At 53.7% G+C, this 16,901-nt stretch carries 15 protein-coding genes and 1 pseudogene; 11 read left to right on the top strand and 5 right to left on the bottom strand.

Annotation, left to right across the window (positions count from 1 at the left end):
- Positions 1-529: 529 nt before the first annotated feature.
- From P8S54_RS15845 to nadS, 5 genes are all read left to right on the top strand, one after another.
- Positions 530-1,249, top strand: coding sequence for a Crp/Fnr family transcriptional regulator (locus P8S54_RS15845; RefSeq protein WP_281442509.1), 720 nt, complete (start codon positions 530-532; stop codon positions 1,247-1,249).
- Positions 1,250-1,446: 197 nt separating this feature from the next.
- Positions 1,447-2,157 (top strand): Crp/Fnr family transcriptional regulator, encoded by a 711-nt coding sequence (locus P8S54_RS15840; protein WP_281442508.1) that lies wholly within the window; start codon positions 1,447-1,449, stop codon positions 2,155-2,157.
- Between the two features lie 131 nt (positions 2,158-2,288).
- Positions 2,289-2,489 (top strand): hypothetical protein, encoded by a 201-nt coding sequence (locus tag P8S54_RS15835; protein ID WP_281442507.1) that lies wholly within the window; start codon positions 2,289-2,291, stop codon positions 2,487-2,489.
- 539 nt (positions 2,490-3,028) lie between these two features.
- Entirely contained in the window at positions 3,029-3,325 is a 297-nt protein-coding gene (locus tag P8S54_RS15830; RefSeq protein ID WP_281442506.1) for a hypothetical protein, read from the top strand.
- Entirely contained in the window at positions 3,322-3,504 is a 183-nt protein-coding gene (gene nadS, locus P8S54_RS15825; RefSeq protein ID WP_281442505.1) for a NadS family protein, read from the top strand. Before P8S54_RS15830 ends, nadS begins: the two co-directional genes overlap by 4 nt.
- A gap of 328 nt (positions 3,505-3,832) precedes the next feature.
- On the opposite strand, the gene cls is transcribed toward nadS, so the two are convergent.
- From cls to P8S54_RS15800, 5 genes and pseudogenes are all read right to left on the bottom strand, one after another.
- The gene (cls, locus tag P8S54_RS15820) at positions 3,833-5,278 is read right to left on the bottom strand and encodes a cardiolipin synthase (protein WP_281442504.1); all 1,446 of its coding nucleotides are present in this window, start codon (positions 5,276-5,278) and stop codon (positions 3,833-3,835) included.
- A 23-nt stretch (positions 5,279-5,301) separates the two neighbouring features.
- Positions 5,302-5,415, bottom strand: a pseudogene (locus tag P8S54_RS15815) (prolipoprotein diacylglyceryl transferase family protein); the annotation flags it as partial.
- Positions 5,416-5,433: 18 nt separating this feature from the next.
- Positions 5,434-6,294, bottom strand: coding sequence for a F510_1955 family glycosylhydrolase (locus P8S54_RS15810; RefSeq protein ID WP_281442503.1), 861 nt, complete (start codon positions 6,292-6,294; stop codon positions 5,434-5,436).
- Positions 6,295-6,346: 52 nt separating this feature from the next.
- On the bottom strand, positions 6,347-7,957 hold the full coding sequence (locus tag P8S54_RS15805; protein ID WP_281442502.1) for a multicopper oxidase family protein: 1,611 nt from the start codon (positions 7,955-7,957) through the stop codon (positions 6,347-6,349).
- Between the two features lie 70 nt (positions 7,958-8,027).
- Positions 8,028-8,315: a hypothetical protein gene (locus P8S54_RS15800; RefSeq protein WP_281442501.1), complete on the bottom strand. Its 288-nt coding sequence runs from the start codon at positions 8,313-8,315 to the stop codon at positions 8,028-8,030.
- 337 nt (positions 8,316-8,652) lie between these two features.
- Between P8S54_RS15800 and P8S54_RS15795 the strand changes: the two genes are divergently transcribed.
- From P8S54_RS15795 to P8S54_RS15775, 6 genes are all read left to right on the top strand, one after another.
- Entirely contained in the window at positions 8,653-9,207 is a 555-nt protein-coding gene (locus P8S54_RS15795; RefSeq protein ID WP_281442500.1) for a Spy/CpxP family protein refolding chaperone, read from the top strand.
- Between the two features lie 79 nt (positions 9,208-9,286).
- A complete protein-coding gene (locus P8S54_RS15790; RefSeq protein ID WP_281442499.1) occupies positions 9,287-11,566 on the top strand; it encodes a heavy metal translocating P-type ATPase in 2,280 nt (759 codons plus the stop codon).
- On the top strand, positions 11,563-11,745 hold the full coding sequence (locus P8S54_RS15785; RefSeq protein ID WP_281442498.1) for a hypothetical protein: 183 nt from the start codon (positions 11,563-11,565) through the stop codon (positions 11,743-11,745). Before P8S54_RS15790 ends, P8S54_RS15785 begins: the two co-directional genes overlap by 4 nt.
- A gap of 582 nt (positions 11,746-12,327) precedes the next feature.
- A complete protein-coding gene (locus P8S54_RS15780) occupies positions 12,328-13,539 on the top strand; it encodes an integrase family protein (protein ID WP_281442497.1) in 1,212 nt (403 codons plus the stop codon).
- 287 nt (positions 13,540-13,826) lie between these two features.
- Positions 13,827-14,039 carry a helix-turn-helix domain-containing protein gene (locus P8S54_RS17235; RefSeq protein ID WP_348651268.1) on the top strand — a complete coding sequence of 71 codons (213 nt, stop codon included), beginning with the start codon at positions 13,827-13,829 and terminating at the stop codon, positions 14,037-14,039.
- A 126-nt stretch (positions 14,040-14,165) separates the two neighbouring features.
- Positions 14,166-16,286, top strand: a complete 2,121-nt coding sequence (locus P8S54_RS15775; protein WP_281442496.1) for an AAA family ATPase — start codon at positions 14,166-14,168, stop codon at positions 16,284-16,286.
- Positions 16,287-16,901: the final 615 nt, after the last annotated feature.

Below are 16,901 nucleotides of genomic sequence, written 5' to 3'. Positions count from 1 at the left end.
AAAACTATTTTTATCCAGATAAGCCGCTGCGTATTACTCACCAGCGCTGGTGAATTGATTGCTTTTGTTCGACTTTAAAAGAGCTGCAAGCCCACCTTCTGTTCGAAAGCGCACATAGAACATGTTTTGACTGCATTCCATCTGCTTATAGCCCAAAACAAAGAACTACGCCGTTAGAGGATAAAAAAAGAGAGCGCTGCGTCCCTGCAGCGCACAGTGCAACGTCCTGTTTCGGCAGTTCCTTTGCCTCACTGATAAGCATACTAATAGATAAACCAGCGTTTAACCGTGCGCTAGCGAACGTACCAATGCTCCCCTTCAAAATCTTTCTTTCAAAGAAATAGCACTATTTATTAGCCTGCTAAAAAGGGCTATGTGCGCTAACGTACAGTAATGGCCCTCTGGCTCGCTATACTTAACCACGGCGAGCTTTCCGAGCCAGAATTGTTACATAACAAAAAAACGTCTGACGCGAAAAACCACACTTAAATAAAACTGCGCGATAGCTTGGAATAACGGGGGGTGTTCAATGCTTAATACGCGTGATTTTCAGCAAAACTCTTTGCTTGGCATGCTGCCAGAAGAAGAACTGAATCGACTAATGCCGAACCTAGAGAAAGTGCCTCTGTGCTTAGGCCAATCCTTATGCGAATCAGGCCAGCAAATGAGCCACGTCTACTTCCCAACGGACTCCATCGTTTCGCTGCTTTGCGTAATGGAAAACGGTGCCTCTACAGAAATTGCGGTGGTGGGCTATGAAGGTGTTGTTGGCGTATCGCTATTTATGGGAGGAGAAACCACGCCTAGCCGGGCGATCGTGCAAAGTGCGGGGCACGCTTACCGCCTTAAAGGCCAATTGCTTAAAAACGAATTTTACCGCGCAGGCTCGATGCAGAAATCGCTACTTCGCTATACTCAAGCCTTAATAACACAGATGGCACAAACAGCGGTGTGTAATCGCCACCATAGCGTCGATCAACAGCTATGCCGCTGGCTGCTCCTCAGCCTTGACCGGCTACCGGGGGACAAACTGGTCATGACACAGGAGCTGATTGCCAACATGCTGGGCGTACGACGAGAAGGGGTGACCGAGTCAGCGGGTAAACTCCAAAAGGCAGGCTTGATTTCATACAGCCGAGGACATATCACCGTACTAGACAGACCTGGGCTTGAGGCACGTGTCTGCGAGTGCTACGGGGTAGTTAAAGACGAATATGAACGCTTACTCCATCGCCACAGCATCCTATGACCTGCCGCTAAGTAAGACTTCTTAAACGCAAAACCATTCGCGAGTTGTGTACGCTAGCGTGCCGACGCGTGTTTCAGCCAATGTTAATATGCAGAGCTACCGTTGTAAGAGTTTAGGACGGTAACTCTGCAGCCGACATCAAAATGATGACTACCCTCATTGTGCCGTTTGCCAGGTTTTGATAACCGGAGAGGCACATGACTTTAATTGTCCAAAAACCCATGTCCAATGAGCTGCTAGCTGCACTTCCGGAGAGTGAGCGGTATGCATTTATGGCTGAATGCGAAACCGTAGAACTTGCCTTTGGAGAAGTGATATTCCAGCCCGCAGATACGGTTTCCCACGTCTATTTCCCCATCGATAGTTTTATTTCGCTCATCGCTATTATCGACGCTGATAACCGACTCGAAGTTGCGATGGCTGGCAAAGAGGGCATGTTAGGCACCTCGCTAGTGCTAGGCGTCGATGAAGCCCCCCTACTTGCGCTAGTTCAGGGGACAGGAACCGCTCTGCGCATCAATGCCACCCGCTTCCAGCAGCTATTAAAGAAAAGCCCGGTACTGCATCAACGGCTAAACAGTTATCTTTATGTCGTAATGAACCAGTTCGCGAAGTCAGCGGCCTGCAACCACTACCACCGCATTGAAGCGCGCCTTGCTCGCTGGCTATTGATGACGCAGGATCGCGCTAGCTCTAATCAACTGCAGCTAACCCACGACTTTCTCGCCATGATGTTAGGCGTACGCCGCGCGGGAATTACGATAGCCGCTATTGCCCTACAGTCGCGCGGTTTAATTCGCTACCACCGCGGTGAAATTACGGTGATTGACCGACCCGGCCTGATTGAAGCCTCATGCGAGTGCTACATTGAAGATTGCGCGCTATATACTCGTATATTAACCGCATAGTAAAAGGCAATTGCCGCTCTACCCCTCTCTTTTCGCTATAAAACCCTTCCCTCCCGGCTACCCCTACAGCGTTTTAACGTCGAGCCGCTATGCACTATGCTGGTGATACCACGGCATTAATGGAGAGCGCTATGAATAAGGATGTCATCAACGCCATTCGTAAAAAAGAGCAGCTACCCGATAGCATGACTGACAGTGAAATAGCCCGGGAATATAAAGGAACATACACCGCCGCCAGAGCAGCTATTAGCTTAGAGCACAAACCCCTTGATCAAGTTATCAATGACGCCATGGCCAAAATCTTTCCCTTTATGCGTAATAAAAAGAAGTGAGGTTTAGCGTTTAAACCCGCTAAAAGAAAGTATTTCAGAAACGCTTCATGGGTACGTGTTGAACTAAAGCGGGTAGCTAATCAAGCAAATAGTTTTGTGATGGATGGCTTCAGTCTTTAGGGAAAGGTCAACCTTAGACTAAAGGATTGTAAGTGCAGCTAAACAGACTTCGGGATCGCGTCGACAACGCTTAAATTTTTATTTTTCATATGCTTAAAGATTTCCACACGTCACACCCCTTACATGACTTTCACCCTGTTAGCAGCCAAATGACAACCAAGCGACGACCAGTTGGCAACCAAATTACTGCTAGCCACATCAAAATGAAAGGTCGGGAGTTGATAACCAGAAATGTACTATGTACACCAAAAGACAAGCTGACTAAAGGAAGTGCCCCAACGTGAGTCATGCGATTGAATTTATCGAAACCCCGACGTTCACACGCCAGATCTAGGCCATTGCGACGGACGATGAATTAAAGGAGCTGCAGCGAACCCTGATTGCTCAACCCGACAAAGGTGACCTGATTCAGGGCACGGGTGGGCTACGCAAAATACGCATGGCATTGGGCAACCAAGGCAAGAGCGGCGGTGCCAGGGTTATCCATTTTTTTGGCAACGACAGAGAAAATCTACTTGATACTGGCCTACCCCAAGAGCGTGAAGGACAACTTAACGCCCGCTGAAAAGGCCACATTGAAAACACTGACCCACCAACTGAAGGGGGGAGGTTTCCAAATGAGCATTTTTGACGAACTGCAATCTTCACTGCAGGAAGCCGTTGAGATTAAACAGGGCAAAGCGCAGGCCAGCCGCGCCATGAGGTGGCCGACGTGAAGGCCATCCGCGCCAAGCTGCATGTCTCTCAGGCGGAGTTTGCTGAAGCGATGGGAGCCAGTGTGGACACCATCAAAGGCTGGGAAACCAAGCGCCGTAACCCCACAGGACTGGCGGCTAAAGTGCTGGCTACCATTCAGGATAATCCAGCTTTTTTCAATGAGCTTGCCTCGCACTAACGCTTACTTACCCAGCATGGATATAAAGGTAATTCGACCCGCCAACAAAACACAATTACAGATAAGAACACCCCGAAGATATTCGCGCTTCCACCTCAAATTGGTGAATCCGCATGAGAATATGATGACTTTATTCAGCCAGCGACATACTGCTATCGGCAAAAATAAGGTCATTGTAACCAGCGCAACACAAGAACTTTTAACTTCACTGGACTGCTCTCCCTGGAACAAAGGGAATCAACGTACCAAACATGAAAACTTTGTCCTGATAGTAGCTAAAAAATCCCATGAACCGCCAAAAATCTCTGTGGCAAGTGGTCAAGCACACTCACAAGACTGGTGCGAATAGATAGGCTGTTCGAGCCGCCACCCGATGCCAAAGCGGCTTTTCATTGATCTCTTCTGGCTGCATCTGCCGAGCTCGCGCGAAATCCGCCTTGAACATCGCATCAATCTCGGCGGCAAAATCGGCGTCCATCACCATCGCCGTCACCTCGAAGTTGAGTCGAAAGGAGCGGTTGTCGAGGTTAACGGTACCCACTGCCGCACCGATTTCGTCAACCAAAAAGGCTTTGCCATGTAAGAAGCCCCCCTCGTAGCGATAGACCTCAACCCCCGCCTCAAGCAACGAATCGAGAAAGGCATAGGCGGCAAAGTAGGTTAGAAGGTTATCTGGACGTTCGGGAATCAGGATTTTCACCTCTATTCCGCTTAACGACGCCAGTTTAAGCATCGCCAGTACCCCCTCATCTGGCACAAAGTAGGGACTAGATATCCAGATACGCTCATGCGCGGCGTGAATCGCCTGCTGAATCATCAGACTAGCCGTCTCGAATCGGTCTGCGGGCCCACTCGGAAGAATGAGCACCGGTGTTCCATGGCCGCTTGGAATTAGCGGTGACCAGGGAAGCTCGGGGATTTCCTCAGTCGCCCAGTGCCAATCTTCAAGAAACACCAGCTGCAGCGCCAGGGCCGCCGGCCCCTCAATCATTAGGTGGGTATCGCGCCACGGGCCAATTCGTGGGTGTCCTTTCAGGTATTCATCACCGACATTGAGTCCACCGACCCAGGCCCTTTCACCATCTGCCACCACGATTTTGCGGTGGTTGCGAAAGTTTAGCTGAAAGCGATTACCCGCCCCCCGCGTAGAATGAAAGCGATGCACTCGAACACCCGCCTCTTCCAACGTCTGGAGATAGCTATTCGGCAACGCATAGCTGCCAATTTCATCGTATAAAAAGAAGACCTGCACGCCTTCCCTTGCCTTCTCAATTAGCCGTGCCTGCAGCGCTAGCCCCACTTCATCAGCCCGAACGATATAAAACTGCACCAGCAGATAGCGCTCAGCGGCATCAATACCAGCAAACAAGCTCTCGAAGGTCTGCTCACCGTCGATCAGCAGCTCCACCCGGTTGCCACCGAGAAACGGCAACTTGGCCAGCTGCTCGACACCCACCAAGTGCTTGTCAGCGTGTGCAGCCGGAACCCCATGAGCGCGCAGCTCGGCCAGTTTTTCAGCAAGCGCCTGCCCCAACACCGAGTTCTCGTCGCGTCGTGCAGAAACATAGCCCTGAAATTTCGTGCGGCCGAACACCCAGTAGGCTGGCACCGCCACATAGGGCAATGTGTTTAGTGAAACGATCCAGGCCACAGCCCCCTGAGAGGTGCGGCTCGACATCATCGCATCCAGTGAGGATACCAACCCAAACAGATGAGCAACTCCTACCACGAGAAGCAAACGACGCCAGAATCGACTTAGCTTAAAGGGCAGCATCACTGCCCCGTTTTGATAGTAAGGCGCCCACGCCACCAGGCAGCGACGAAGCCCTCCCTATACATCAAGCCATACCAGTGAACCGCGAACGGGCCGAAGCTGATGGCCACTGGATTAATCTGGGGATATTGCAACATGGGGTATCTCCCAATTCATTAGAGGTGTGACCAATCGCGCCCACCGTTATTACTGACCAGCAGTTGATTGAGGTCATCGACCGCCACCAAACGCTGGGGGTCGTGCGGATCCAGCGCTAGATGCATCAGATAGCGCTCTTCCCAGCCACGCTTGACTACCTCCCAATCCCGACTGCCCTCCTCAACTCTCAGCAAACCTACCCCTATCATGAAGGCGTAAAGCTCTCCTTGGCTGGCCACCACCAGGCTTGTAGGGCGCCGCTCAGCGTATACTTGCCGCCATCGTTTGCCTCCGTCAAGGCTCATCAACAGCCCGGTCTGGGTGGCGGCATAGAGTTGCTCGGGATCACGACTTGAGGCGGCCAGGGCAATCAGCCCGGCCGGCGCCACGTCGCTAATCTGCCAATTAGCACCACCATCCTGGCTGACTTGGAGCTGGCCAGCATTAGCCCCATAGAGCACATTGGGGCTGGCCTCACTGATGGTCATCTGATGAAAATCCACCGGTCCGTCAACGCCAGCGGCTAATGGTGACCAGCTGCGTCCTGAATCCAGGGACTTAACCACGCCGAGATTACCTCCCCTGGCCGGATGGCCGCTGGCAAAGAATATCTCGGCTTCTTCTGGGTGAGGAGCAAAGCCCATGAAGTCATGGGACTCCTCTGAGACCCGTCGGGCCATTCCATCACTACCAACGGCATAAAAGCCATGATGGGTGGCCAGCCACAGGCGCTCGCTGTTCGATCGATCGACGGCCAGGCCGTGAATGTGGGTCTGTTCTCGCAGCTGCTCAAGGCTGATACTACTCGGTTCTCGGGAGCAACCTGCAAGCAGGGTAAGCATGAAGGCCACAGCGAGTGGCCAGCGATAATAGGTCATGACATCACATCCTTATCAGTCGTCAGGTGGGCTAGAGCAAAACAAGGCACGTTCAGCTGATACGGATCGTCGCCATCATGCCTAGCTCTTCGTGTTCGATAATGTGGCAGTGGAACAGCCAATCGCCGGGTTCAAGGAATACCATGCGCAGCCTGAGCCGTTGGTAAGGAGCCAGATTGACGGTGTCCTTCCATGCCAGCCAGGGCGCGTCTCGCCATTCACTGTCAATATCGCGGGTCGCGATCACCTGGAAGTGGGTGCCATGCACATGGAAGGGGTGGTCCATATGAGAGTTATTGAAGACTTCCCACTCCTCTACCTCGCCAACCTGGCCTTCGAACAAGATCTCGTCCATGGCAAAGGCGCGGCCGTTGATCAGGAAATCCACCTCGGGCCGAACCGCTATTTCATCGCCGCTAGCGTGGCTCGCCCCATGCCCATGCCCCTGCCCATGGGTTCCGTGATGGCTCTCACTACCGCCGTGGCTGGCATGCGGATCACCATTCGCCGCACCGTGATCGCCATGGTCTGGCATTAGCTCGGTCAGTTCCACTTGACGTTTCACCGCTGGTTCGCCCAGAGGTTCGATATGGGACAAGGGGTCAGGTAACGCGACCGTAGGGATCACCCCAGCGTTACGGGTATGAATCGACAATAGCGGGGCAATCTCGCCCAGGTGTGCAGGCTTATCCCCCATCCAACCACGCGTATAGGGATGACTCGCCAGCTCAAAACTCCTTTCAGATTTCTCGCTGATCCGCACTAACAGATCGACCCGCTCACCCGGGGTGAGCAGCAACTCTTCAAGCGCTTGCGGTCTCTCGATCAGTCCGCCATCGGTACCGATCAGGGTCAATTCGTGATCTTCCAAACGTAGCCGCAAGTAGCGACCGGCACAGGCATTGACCAGCCGCAGCCGCAGAGTAGTCCCCGGCGCCACATCAAGACGTGGCTCGCGTTGGCCGTTTACCAAGAGTAGCTCCCCCTCGCGTCCATTCATCCAATCTTCGCTGGTATGGGGTGCCACCTCACCATCCATATTCAGACGTAGGTCGCTGACTACAAGTAGATGTTCCTGCACTTCAATGGGCAACACATCTAGCCGGGGTCTGACCAATAATGCCCCCGCTAAGCCATGAGCTACCTGTCGCGCAGTACCTTCATGTGGGTGGGGATGGAACCAGTGTAATCCTGCACTCCCCCTATGAAAAACATAACGATAATGTCGTGACGTTCCTGGTAACAAAGCATCCCAGGGCGCCCCGTCTTGCGCCTGAGGAACCGGCACCCCATGCCAATGTAATGTGGTTTGGTGCTCAAGCTCATTTATTAGGGTGATTTCCAACTCATCCCCCTCGTGCACCTCAATCAATGGCAACACTTTGCCGTTGTAGAGCCACAACTTTGCCTCAAGCCCATCGCCCACTGGCACCGCATGGGCAGCGGGGGTTAACACACTTTGAAAGCGCCCAACCTGATCACTCAAGTTTGCAATCCGAGGCAGTGGTTGAAGGGGTTGTCCTGCAGGGATGCTAGCGTTATCTAGCAGAGCTGTTGGTAACGCCTGGGTATGTCGTCCGGCCAAAGCGTGAACCAATAGGCCAGACCCAGATAGGGCTAAACCACCCAAGGTGGTGTAGCGAAGAAACTCGCGACGTTTCATGGATATTCCTCGTGAATAAAATCTTCATCTTGGCCCGCCAAAGGCGAGCTGAACGTTCAGCGATGAAGGTTTAAACGCGAGGAGGGCGATCAAGGAGCGTGCGCGGGGCTGGTGACCAGTTAACCAGATAACGAGGCAAGGTCGACGTGGCAGAGGTTGCATCTTCGATAAGCAGCGCGAGATTTACCGCACACTGAGCACAGGGCATACAGCACTCTGCCATATGAGAGGCATCGTGGTCGCCAATGCTGACAGACCCGACAACCTCGACCGCTCCACTGGCTAAATCAATGTCAGTGAACAAACAGGGCTCATCTTCATGATGATCCATCGCCACGACCATCAATGGCTGCGCCAAGGTAAGGCTCATCAGCAAACAAACCAGCCATTTATAAGCGGAGCAAGTCATGACAAAGAGGTAATCGCTATCGAATAGAGGATAAAGAGTATTTCATGGCTTCACAGACACACGCAACCCAAGTGCAGCAGGCAGGTTCAGGTTGCCGAATCACTAAAATTGACATAGATCAATAAACTGCTTTGTTTCACGTTCTGATGAGCTTTAGGCATGCCTGAATGCCATATTGAAAATTGACCTAGGTGCCGCACATAACCTCAATACTTCAGACATAGGCCTTTGATATAGGCCTTCGACATCTAGGCCCAATATGGGCCTGTCGCCAAGGAGAACGACCATGGATATTCGCAAGCACACTTTTGCCTTCGGACTTACCCTAGCACTCGCTGCCAGTGGAACCGGCGTTGCTGTCGCCCAAGGGATGATGGGTGACCAAACGGGCCAAGGACGCTCCATGATGGGAGGAATGATGGGGGGCGGCCAAAGCGGAATGGGCCCCGGCATGATGGAGGAAATGATGGGTGGCGGCATGATGCCCTGCCCGATGATGGGCGGCGCCAGCATGGGCATGATGTCGATGCTCGATGAGGATCAACGCAGCGAAATGCGTGCAATGATGCAGGAACACCGCCCCGCCCAGTTCGAACGCAAAGGCCGTCTAATGAACCTACGCGACGACCTGATGGCGGAGATGCATGGCGATCGCCCAGACCCTGATGAGGTTCAGGCGCTACACGGACAGATGGCCGAGTTGCACGGCGAGATGATGGCCGAGATGGTGCGCATGCGAAATGTCATGCATGACCTGATGAGCGACGAACAGCGCCAGCAGCTTGAGCAGGCCACACAGGAAAGTGACGTCGATCCTGACGACCACGACGTCCATCACTGACCGAGATGTCACTGCGTAGGCATTAGTACGGACGGCCATCCTTGGCCGTTCTCTCATCGACGCCAGCAGGAGGCACATGATGTCCGATTCAACCCCGAGCATGATCATCCTGACGGTGCCCGGCATGGGCAGCGACCACTGCGCAGGTATCGTGCGAAAAACGCTCGAACGCCTTGATGGTGTGGGCACGATTCAGACCAATATCGCCAGTCACCATGTCAGTGTGACCATCGAAGCAAGCGGGCCTGACGGCGATACCTTAAAGAAAGCCATCGAGGGAGCAGGCTATGACGTGGCTGCCGTGCAGAGTGACCAGGAGGACGCCGAAAGCGACACCGAGATTGAGGAGGCCTATCTAAGCCAAGCTCGCAAGCGACTGATCATCGCCGCGATACCCACCACCCTGATCATGCTGCTAATGATTCCGCACATGTTCTGGCAGCCAATTCCCGGCTATCTGGCCATCGTGGCACTGCTAGCCTTCCCGGTGGTATTCCTCTATGGCGGTATTGCCACCCACAAGTCAACCTGGCGCTCGTTGAAAAACGGCACCTTTAACATGGACGTGCTGATCTCCATGGGCAGCCTGCCGCCCTACCTGATCGGCCTGATTGGCTTTGTCTACCCGATGACCTCGTTCATTGAGATGGCTGCCACCATCATGACCTTCCACTTACTGGGCCGTTACCTGGAGGCACTAGCTAAAGGGCGCGCCTCTCAGGCTATTCGTCGCCTCATGACGCTAGGCGCCAAGACGGCGCGGGTGGAGCGCGACGGTGAAGAAATTGAGGTGCCGGTGAAAGAGCTAGCCCCCGGTGACATCATGATCGTGCGCCCCGGCGATAAGATACCCACCGACGGCGAAGTGGTCGAGGGTGAAAGCCATCTCGACGAATCCCTCGCTACAGGCGAGTCGATACCGGTCTACAAGAGCACCGGCGACAGCGTGATCGGCGCTACCATCAACAAGGAGGGCCGATTGCGGGTCAAGGCGACCCGCGTCGGCGGCGATACTTTTCTCTCCCAGGTAGTGCGTCTTATCGACCAAGCACAGGGTTCCCGGGTGCCGATCCAGGAGTTCGCCGACCGGATGACCGGCCGCTTCGTGCCGATGGTGCTGCTGATCTCTCTGGCCAGCCTGAGTGTCTGGCTGCTTCTTCCCGATGTCATGCGCCCAATCCTCGACTGGGGCGCGACCTTTCTGCCTTGGGTGAATCCAGAGGCCAGCACACCTACGCTAGCCCTGATTGCCGCTGTCGCCGTCCTTGTCATCGCCTGCCCCTGTGCTCTGGGTCTGGCCACCCCCACCGCGCTGATGGTGGGCTCCGGCATCGGTGCCGAACGCGGCATATTGATCCGCTCCGGCGAAGCCATCCAGACCTTCAAGGACGTCAAAGTGATGGTGCTCGACAAGACCGGCACCATTACCCGCGGCGAGCCCAAGCTCACCGATGCCGTCACCGCAGAGGGTGTCGAGGAAACGCGCCTGCTGACCCTGGCCGCGAGTGTGGAGAACGCCTCGGAGCACCCCATCGCCCGGGCCATCGTCGAGGGTGCCAAGGAACACGATGTGAAGCCCGGCGAGGTCAGCGAGTTCCGTTCCACCGGAGCCCGCGGCGTCTCGGGCAAGGTGGGCGATGAAACCGTGCTGATCGGCAATCGTCGACTGTTGGAAGAGGAAGGCGTGACAGGCCTCGAGACTCTTGATGACGCCATGGCAGAGCTCGAGGGCAAGGGGCGCACCGTGGTGATCATCGCCGCCGACGGTCAGGCCCTGGGCCTGGTGGCAGTGGCCGATACCCTCAAGGAAAAATCCATAGAGGCCATCCGCGGCATGCATGACCTGGGCCTGCACGTGGTGATGATCACCGGCGACAACGAGCGCGCCGCCCGGGCCGTGGCTGACGAGGTAGGCATCGACGAGGTTCAGGCCGGAGTGTTGCCAGAAGGTAAGGTCGATGCCATCCGCGCGCTACAGAAAAAGCACGGTAACCACGTAGCCATGGTTGGCGATGGCATCAATGATGCCGCGGCGTTGAAACAAGCCAACGTTGGCATCGCTATTGGTGCGGGGGCAGATGTGGCCATCGAGGCCGCTGATGTGACACTGGTGCGCGGCGAACTGACCGCCGTGGTAGACGCCATGCTCCTCTCCCGCGCCACCTTCGGCAAAATCGTCCAAAACCTGATCTGGGCCAGCGCCTACAACGTCGCAGCCATTCCCATCGCCGCTATTGGCCTGCTGCACCCAATGATCGGCGTCATCGCTATGACGGCGAGTTCTCTTTCCGTCATTGGCAACTCGCTGCTACTCAAGCAACGCTTCGCCACAAGCAGCCCACAAGGAGGTTCGAAATGAACCGCATTCACCACTGGATGATGACTGCTTGCCTGGCAATGATGGGCGTGGCAATGGTACTGCTAATGTGGCGCGCGCAAACGCTCGGCAGCGGTGCCTGGCTGCTACTCCTACCGATGGGGCTCTGCCTAGGGCTACACCTGTTCATGCATCGCCGCAGTCAGCACCACGACGAATGAGTAGCCCGCCATGGCAATGGCAATGGCATCTGTAGCTCGATATCGGCGAGGGTTACTATTTTTGAGATCTCACGGCGGATGGTCGAAGGACTTCGACCATCCGATACGTAAACTAGAATAGATGTAAGTAGCGTCGGTGTGATAGCGCGGGAAGATAAAGGAACATATACCGCCACCAGAGCCGACGTGAGTTTAGAACACAAACCGCTTGATCAAGTGGCCAACAGCGCAATGGCCAGGATCATTCCTTTTGTACACAGTAAAAAGAAATGAGCTCTGGTGCTTTAAAAAGGCTGTCAACAAGAAGGTACTTCAGAAACACTATGTATACGCTAAAAGTACGGAGAGAAAAAACAAAGGCAGGGAAATCATTGGTAATTGGTGGGCCCAGTAGGACTTGAACCTACGACCAAGGGATTATGAGTAACATGCGTGATGGCTTTACCCTGCTAGACCCTACCCTACCAAGTTTGTAATTTACTTATTAATCAATTGTTTGCGATTTTACCTATATTTACGAACCTCTGCTAAACTTTACCTTTTGTGCCTACATGATGCCTACATAGCAGGGAGAACAACAGGATGGCTAAGCTCACGAAGAAGAGCGTCGAGGCGTTCCGGTGCCCCGAGGGTAAACAGCAAGCGTTTCTATGGGATAGCGAATTGCGAGGCTTTGCTGTCCGTGTCACCAAGGCCGGCGCGAAGAGCTACATTGCCGAAGGTCGCATCAAAGGTTCGGGTAAATCCCGTCGCTTCACTATCGGAGCCCACGGCAAATGGACATGCGATGAAGCGCGCAAAGAAGCTCGTGAGCGCCTCCGTGAGATGGATCAAGGGGTTGACCCACAGGAGACCAAGCAACGCGAAAAGATACTTGGCGTTACCCTTCGCGAAGTAATGCAGGGCTACATTCAAGACCATGACCTCCGCCCTAGCACTAAAGCCGACATCGAGAAGCACGTCACCCGTAATCTTACAGCTTGGGCAGACAAACCAGTCGCTAGCATCACCCGCCATAAAGTAGCTGAACGCTTTAGAGAGATGTCAGAGCGCGGACCTGGACAAGCAAATCTAGCTTTCCGTTACCTGCGAGCCCTACTCAACTACGCGCGCGAACGCTATCGCACCTCTACCGACGAACCCATTCTGCCAGAAAACCCGGTAGCCGTTCTCAGCGGCATGAAAGTGTGGAACAAGGAAAAGGCGCGGGAAGACCACATTCCTAATCAAAAATTAGGAGCGGTATGGGAAACGCTACTAGCGCTTGGCGATCCCAATATGCGCAACACTAATGATCGCACGACCACAGACATTGTCATCTTTCTTCTACTGACGGGTGCCCGCTGGAGCGAAGCTGCGGAACTGACTTGGGATAGAGTGAACCTTGATGAAGGCTGGTGGCACCTGCCAAATCCGAAGAACCACAACGCTGTGACTCTACCGCTCAGCACTGTGGCCTGCGATCTGCTAGCCGCCAGACGAGACACAGGGAGCGACTTCGTGTTTCCAGCGCGAGGAAACCGGAAACGCCATGTGACAGATGCTCGAGGCATATTGACGAAACTGAAGGCAATAGCGGAAGTCGAGCGTCTGACACCGCACGATCTCAGGCGCACCTTCACGCGTACAGCTAGGCAATGTGGGATCGAGTTCGTTAATGTCGAGCTACTCACCAACCACGTGCCCAAGTCCATCGTTGGTAAGCACTATGCAGAAAGGAGCGACTTACGTTACTTAAAACCACAAGTACAACAAGTTGCCGACTGGATCACTAGTGATTATAAAACAAGTTAAGTTGTTTAGTTGTAAGATTCATTACAACAACCATAAACAAAACTAACTATAGAAAACCCTATAATTAAAACATTATAAAATTAATGCTTGCGACTACATAAGCTGCGCACTAACATATAAAACGTAGTTAGCGCTATGGGGTGCAACGCCTCTTGGCTTATCGGTAATCATATTGATAAGCACGCCCGTATTAACCGTCAGTGGGCAGCGCGACCAGACGGCAAGCCACCCAATCTTGCCGATGCACTATACTCCAAGCATGGCAAGGTAAGTTCGAGGACTTGCCCATGACTAGCACTACCTCTTCAATTAAATTACTGAACACTGCCGAAGCTGCCAATCTGTTGGGGTTGAAGAAAAACACCCTAGAGATATGGCGTTGGCGCGGCTGTGGTCCCGCATATAAAAAGATCGGAAATAGTGTTCGATATTCTGATAGCGACCTCCTGGATTACATAGAAAGCCAGACGCGAAACTCTACGTCAGAGCATGCAGTTTAATCCCTTCTTAGAGAGGCCCAAGGTACTGCCAATACTTTGGGCTTGTCGAAAAACATTAATCTTACCGCCGCTATACAAGATGTGGTTAAGCATCTGTACGCCTAGTGTAAGCATTAAGAAATTATTATGAGCAGCCCGACTGATCAAAAAAAAACCCAGACCGAGCAGCTTGGGGAAAAAAGTGCACACCCACAGGCCGCGCGCAACCCGAGCCAGCACCCTAGTAGCACTGCTACCGGGAACGCAGCTCCAGCGGCCCCACAGCCAGCGCGCTGGGTGAACATACCGCAGGAGCTAAAGCGGGCCAAGCAGTGGTGTATCGCTGGCTCTGATAAAGCACCTTACGGCGTGGGCAAAGATGGGACGCTGGTTAATATAAGCGTCCATGATCACCACAAGTTCATGGAGTTTGAAGATGCGGTTAAGACAGCAGCCGCTCACGATGCAGGTATTGGCTTTATACTTACCGAGCAAGATCCTTATACCTGCATAGACATTGATTACAAAGATGCGCGCAATGAGGATAACCCTGCTAAGCACACTACTCCGGAACAGCTTGAACGCTTCAATAAGATCATAGAGGCGTTCGACAGCTATACGGAACTGTCCCAAGGTGGTTTAGGCAGGCACGTTTGGTGCAAGGGTGGGCGTGGTGCAGGGGTACGCCGGGATGGTGTGGAGGTATACAGTAAAGAGCGTTTCATCGTCTGTACCGGAAACGTAATGAACGACCGGCCGCTTGAAGAACGCGGGGAGTTGGTTGCCCAGCTAGTGAGTGAGATTGAGCGTACCCGGGGCGCTAAGCTTGACCCTGCTAGCATGGAAGAAATGCCTGAGGATTACGACGATTCGGAAATACTTGAGCGCGCGCGTAACGCAGGTAACTCCGACAAGTTTAATGACCTCTATGAAGGTAATTGGGACAGTTATATAGAGTACCCCAGCCAGTCCGAAGCAGACCTGTCGCTCATGTCCATGTTTGCCTTCTACAGCCGCAGCAATGAACAGTGTAGACGCTTGTTCCGGGGTAGTGCGTTGGGTCAGCGGGATAAGGCTAGCAGGAATGACCGCTACCTTAACCGGACGCTGTCCATAGTACGGACGCGCCAGCAAGAGGAAGATGATCCCAACAAGGATTACCACATTAAACACGGCGAACAAGTTGCTGCCGTGCTCCTTGAAGCATTTAATCGACGCCAAGAGGAGCAGCGAGTAAACGAAAAGGCACAGGCGAAGAGCCGCATCAAAGTTAGCTCTGCTGCTGAGTTGGTGAAACGCCCTCCGGTACGCTGGCGCATACATGGAATCCTTCCGGAAGAAGGTTTCGCAGCTCTGTACGGCCCCCCAGCTTGTGGCAAATCTTTCCTCACGCTCGACATGCTGGCGCACATTGCAGCAGGCCAGCCTTGGTTTGGCCACAAGGTAAGACAAACGCCAGTCGCCTATGTGGCATTCGAGGGTGGGCACGGCGTGCCTCAGCGCGTCAGTGCGTTCCAAAAAGCACACTGGATGCCTGATCAGCTTAGCTTTATCGAAGCGCCCACAATCAGCCTTATTGAGCCCGCAGACCGTGACGCCTTGATTGAAGTGCTTCAACAGCACCTTCTGACAGGAGGTGTCTTATGTATCGACACACTTGCAGCCAGTGCCCCCGGTATTGATGAGAACAGTAGCGAGGGAATGGGCAAGCTTATCTCGGAGCTACAGACCATCCAACATGAGGTTGGCGGATGCATTCTTGTCGTTCACCACACGGGCAAGGACAGAGAGCGAGGCCTGCGCGGGTGGTCAGGCCTACAAGGGGCATTGGACGCGGCCATTGAAGTAGCCCGAGATAGCAGTGGAGTCCGGTCTTGGAAGCTCACAAAGGCGAAGGATGGCCAGGATGGCTGCGGTGAATCTTTTACCCTGAAGCAGGTATTAATCGATCACAACGAGGACGGAGATCCGATCACCTCGTGTGTCGTGGCGCTCGCCGCTCAGTACAACGCTAATGACCACAGTGTGCGAGTTGCTGAAGAGAATGACTTTGTGTGCGAGTGGGTGCGGAAAGAGGTCGAAGCGGGAAAGTTTCCGAGCGGGCGCTCACTTGAGAGGCAGCGAGATCAAATGAAACCACAGATACAGCTAACCCAAAAGCAATTGAGGGACGCCATTGCCAGGCTTGTCACCGAGGGGCGTCTGCAGGAGGAAAAAGAGAATGGAAAGCCATGGCTCAGCGCGGTTGAACGAATGAGGGCGCGTTAGTGCGTTGGGGTGCGTTGTCGGGGCGTTGGGTATCGTTAACGCCCTTTTCGCAGACCCATACGCACAGCACCCCCGAGGGGGTGCGTTGGTGCGTTATACCTATAAGCAACGCCCCTTTTTAACGCAACCCGAAAGCGGCGATCAGCCATGTAAAAATCGCCGCTTATCTCGGGTCGGGGGCGTTGCGCAGATAGTTCGGAAATCACCCGTCTTTTTAAGCTAAGCGCCATCGCTTTACCTACCGCCTTTTCTAACCATGTGTTCAATACACTGCCCCAGCATAACCGACGCCCCGCCATGCGCTCGTACAGGCCGCCTCCCCGGCTCACCCAGCACACACGCACTACCGAAACCCCGATCGCAGCCTGTGCGAGCTTGCTGGAGCCGTAGCACTGGCGCTGGGGGTTCGTTTTACCCGCCAATTACCACATGCCAGCGACAACGACCCGCTCCGCCCTCAGCATCATGCAACCCCCTCCTGTGGTCAATACCCGCAACCAAGCCCCCGCTGAAAGGCTGCCCAAGGTATTCCCTATAACATGTTTTTAATTACGCATCCTATTGTTTTTATTGTATTTTACAAATAACTACACTACTGTTTGTAGTGCATATGCA

Origin of the sequence: Halomonas sp. M1 (assembly GCF_029581375.1) — a bacterium.
Classification (GTDB): Bacteria; Pseudomonadota; Gammaproteobacteria; order Pseudomonadales; family Halomonadaceae; genus Vreelandella.
Note: the sequence above shows the minus strand (reverse complement) of the source record. Positions and strands in the feature narration are given on the sequence as shown.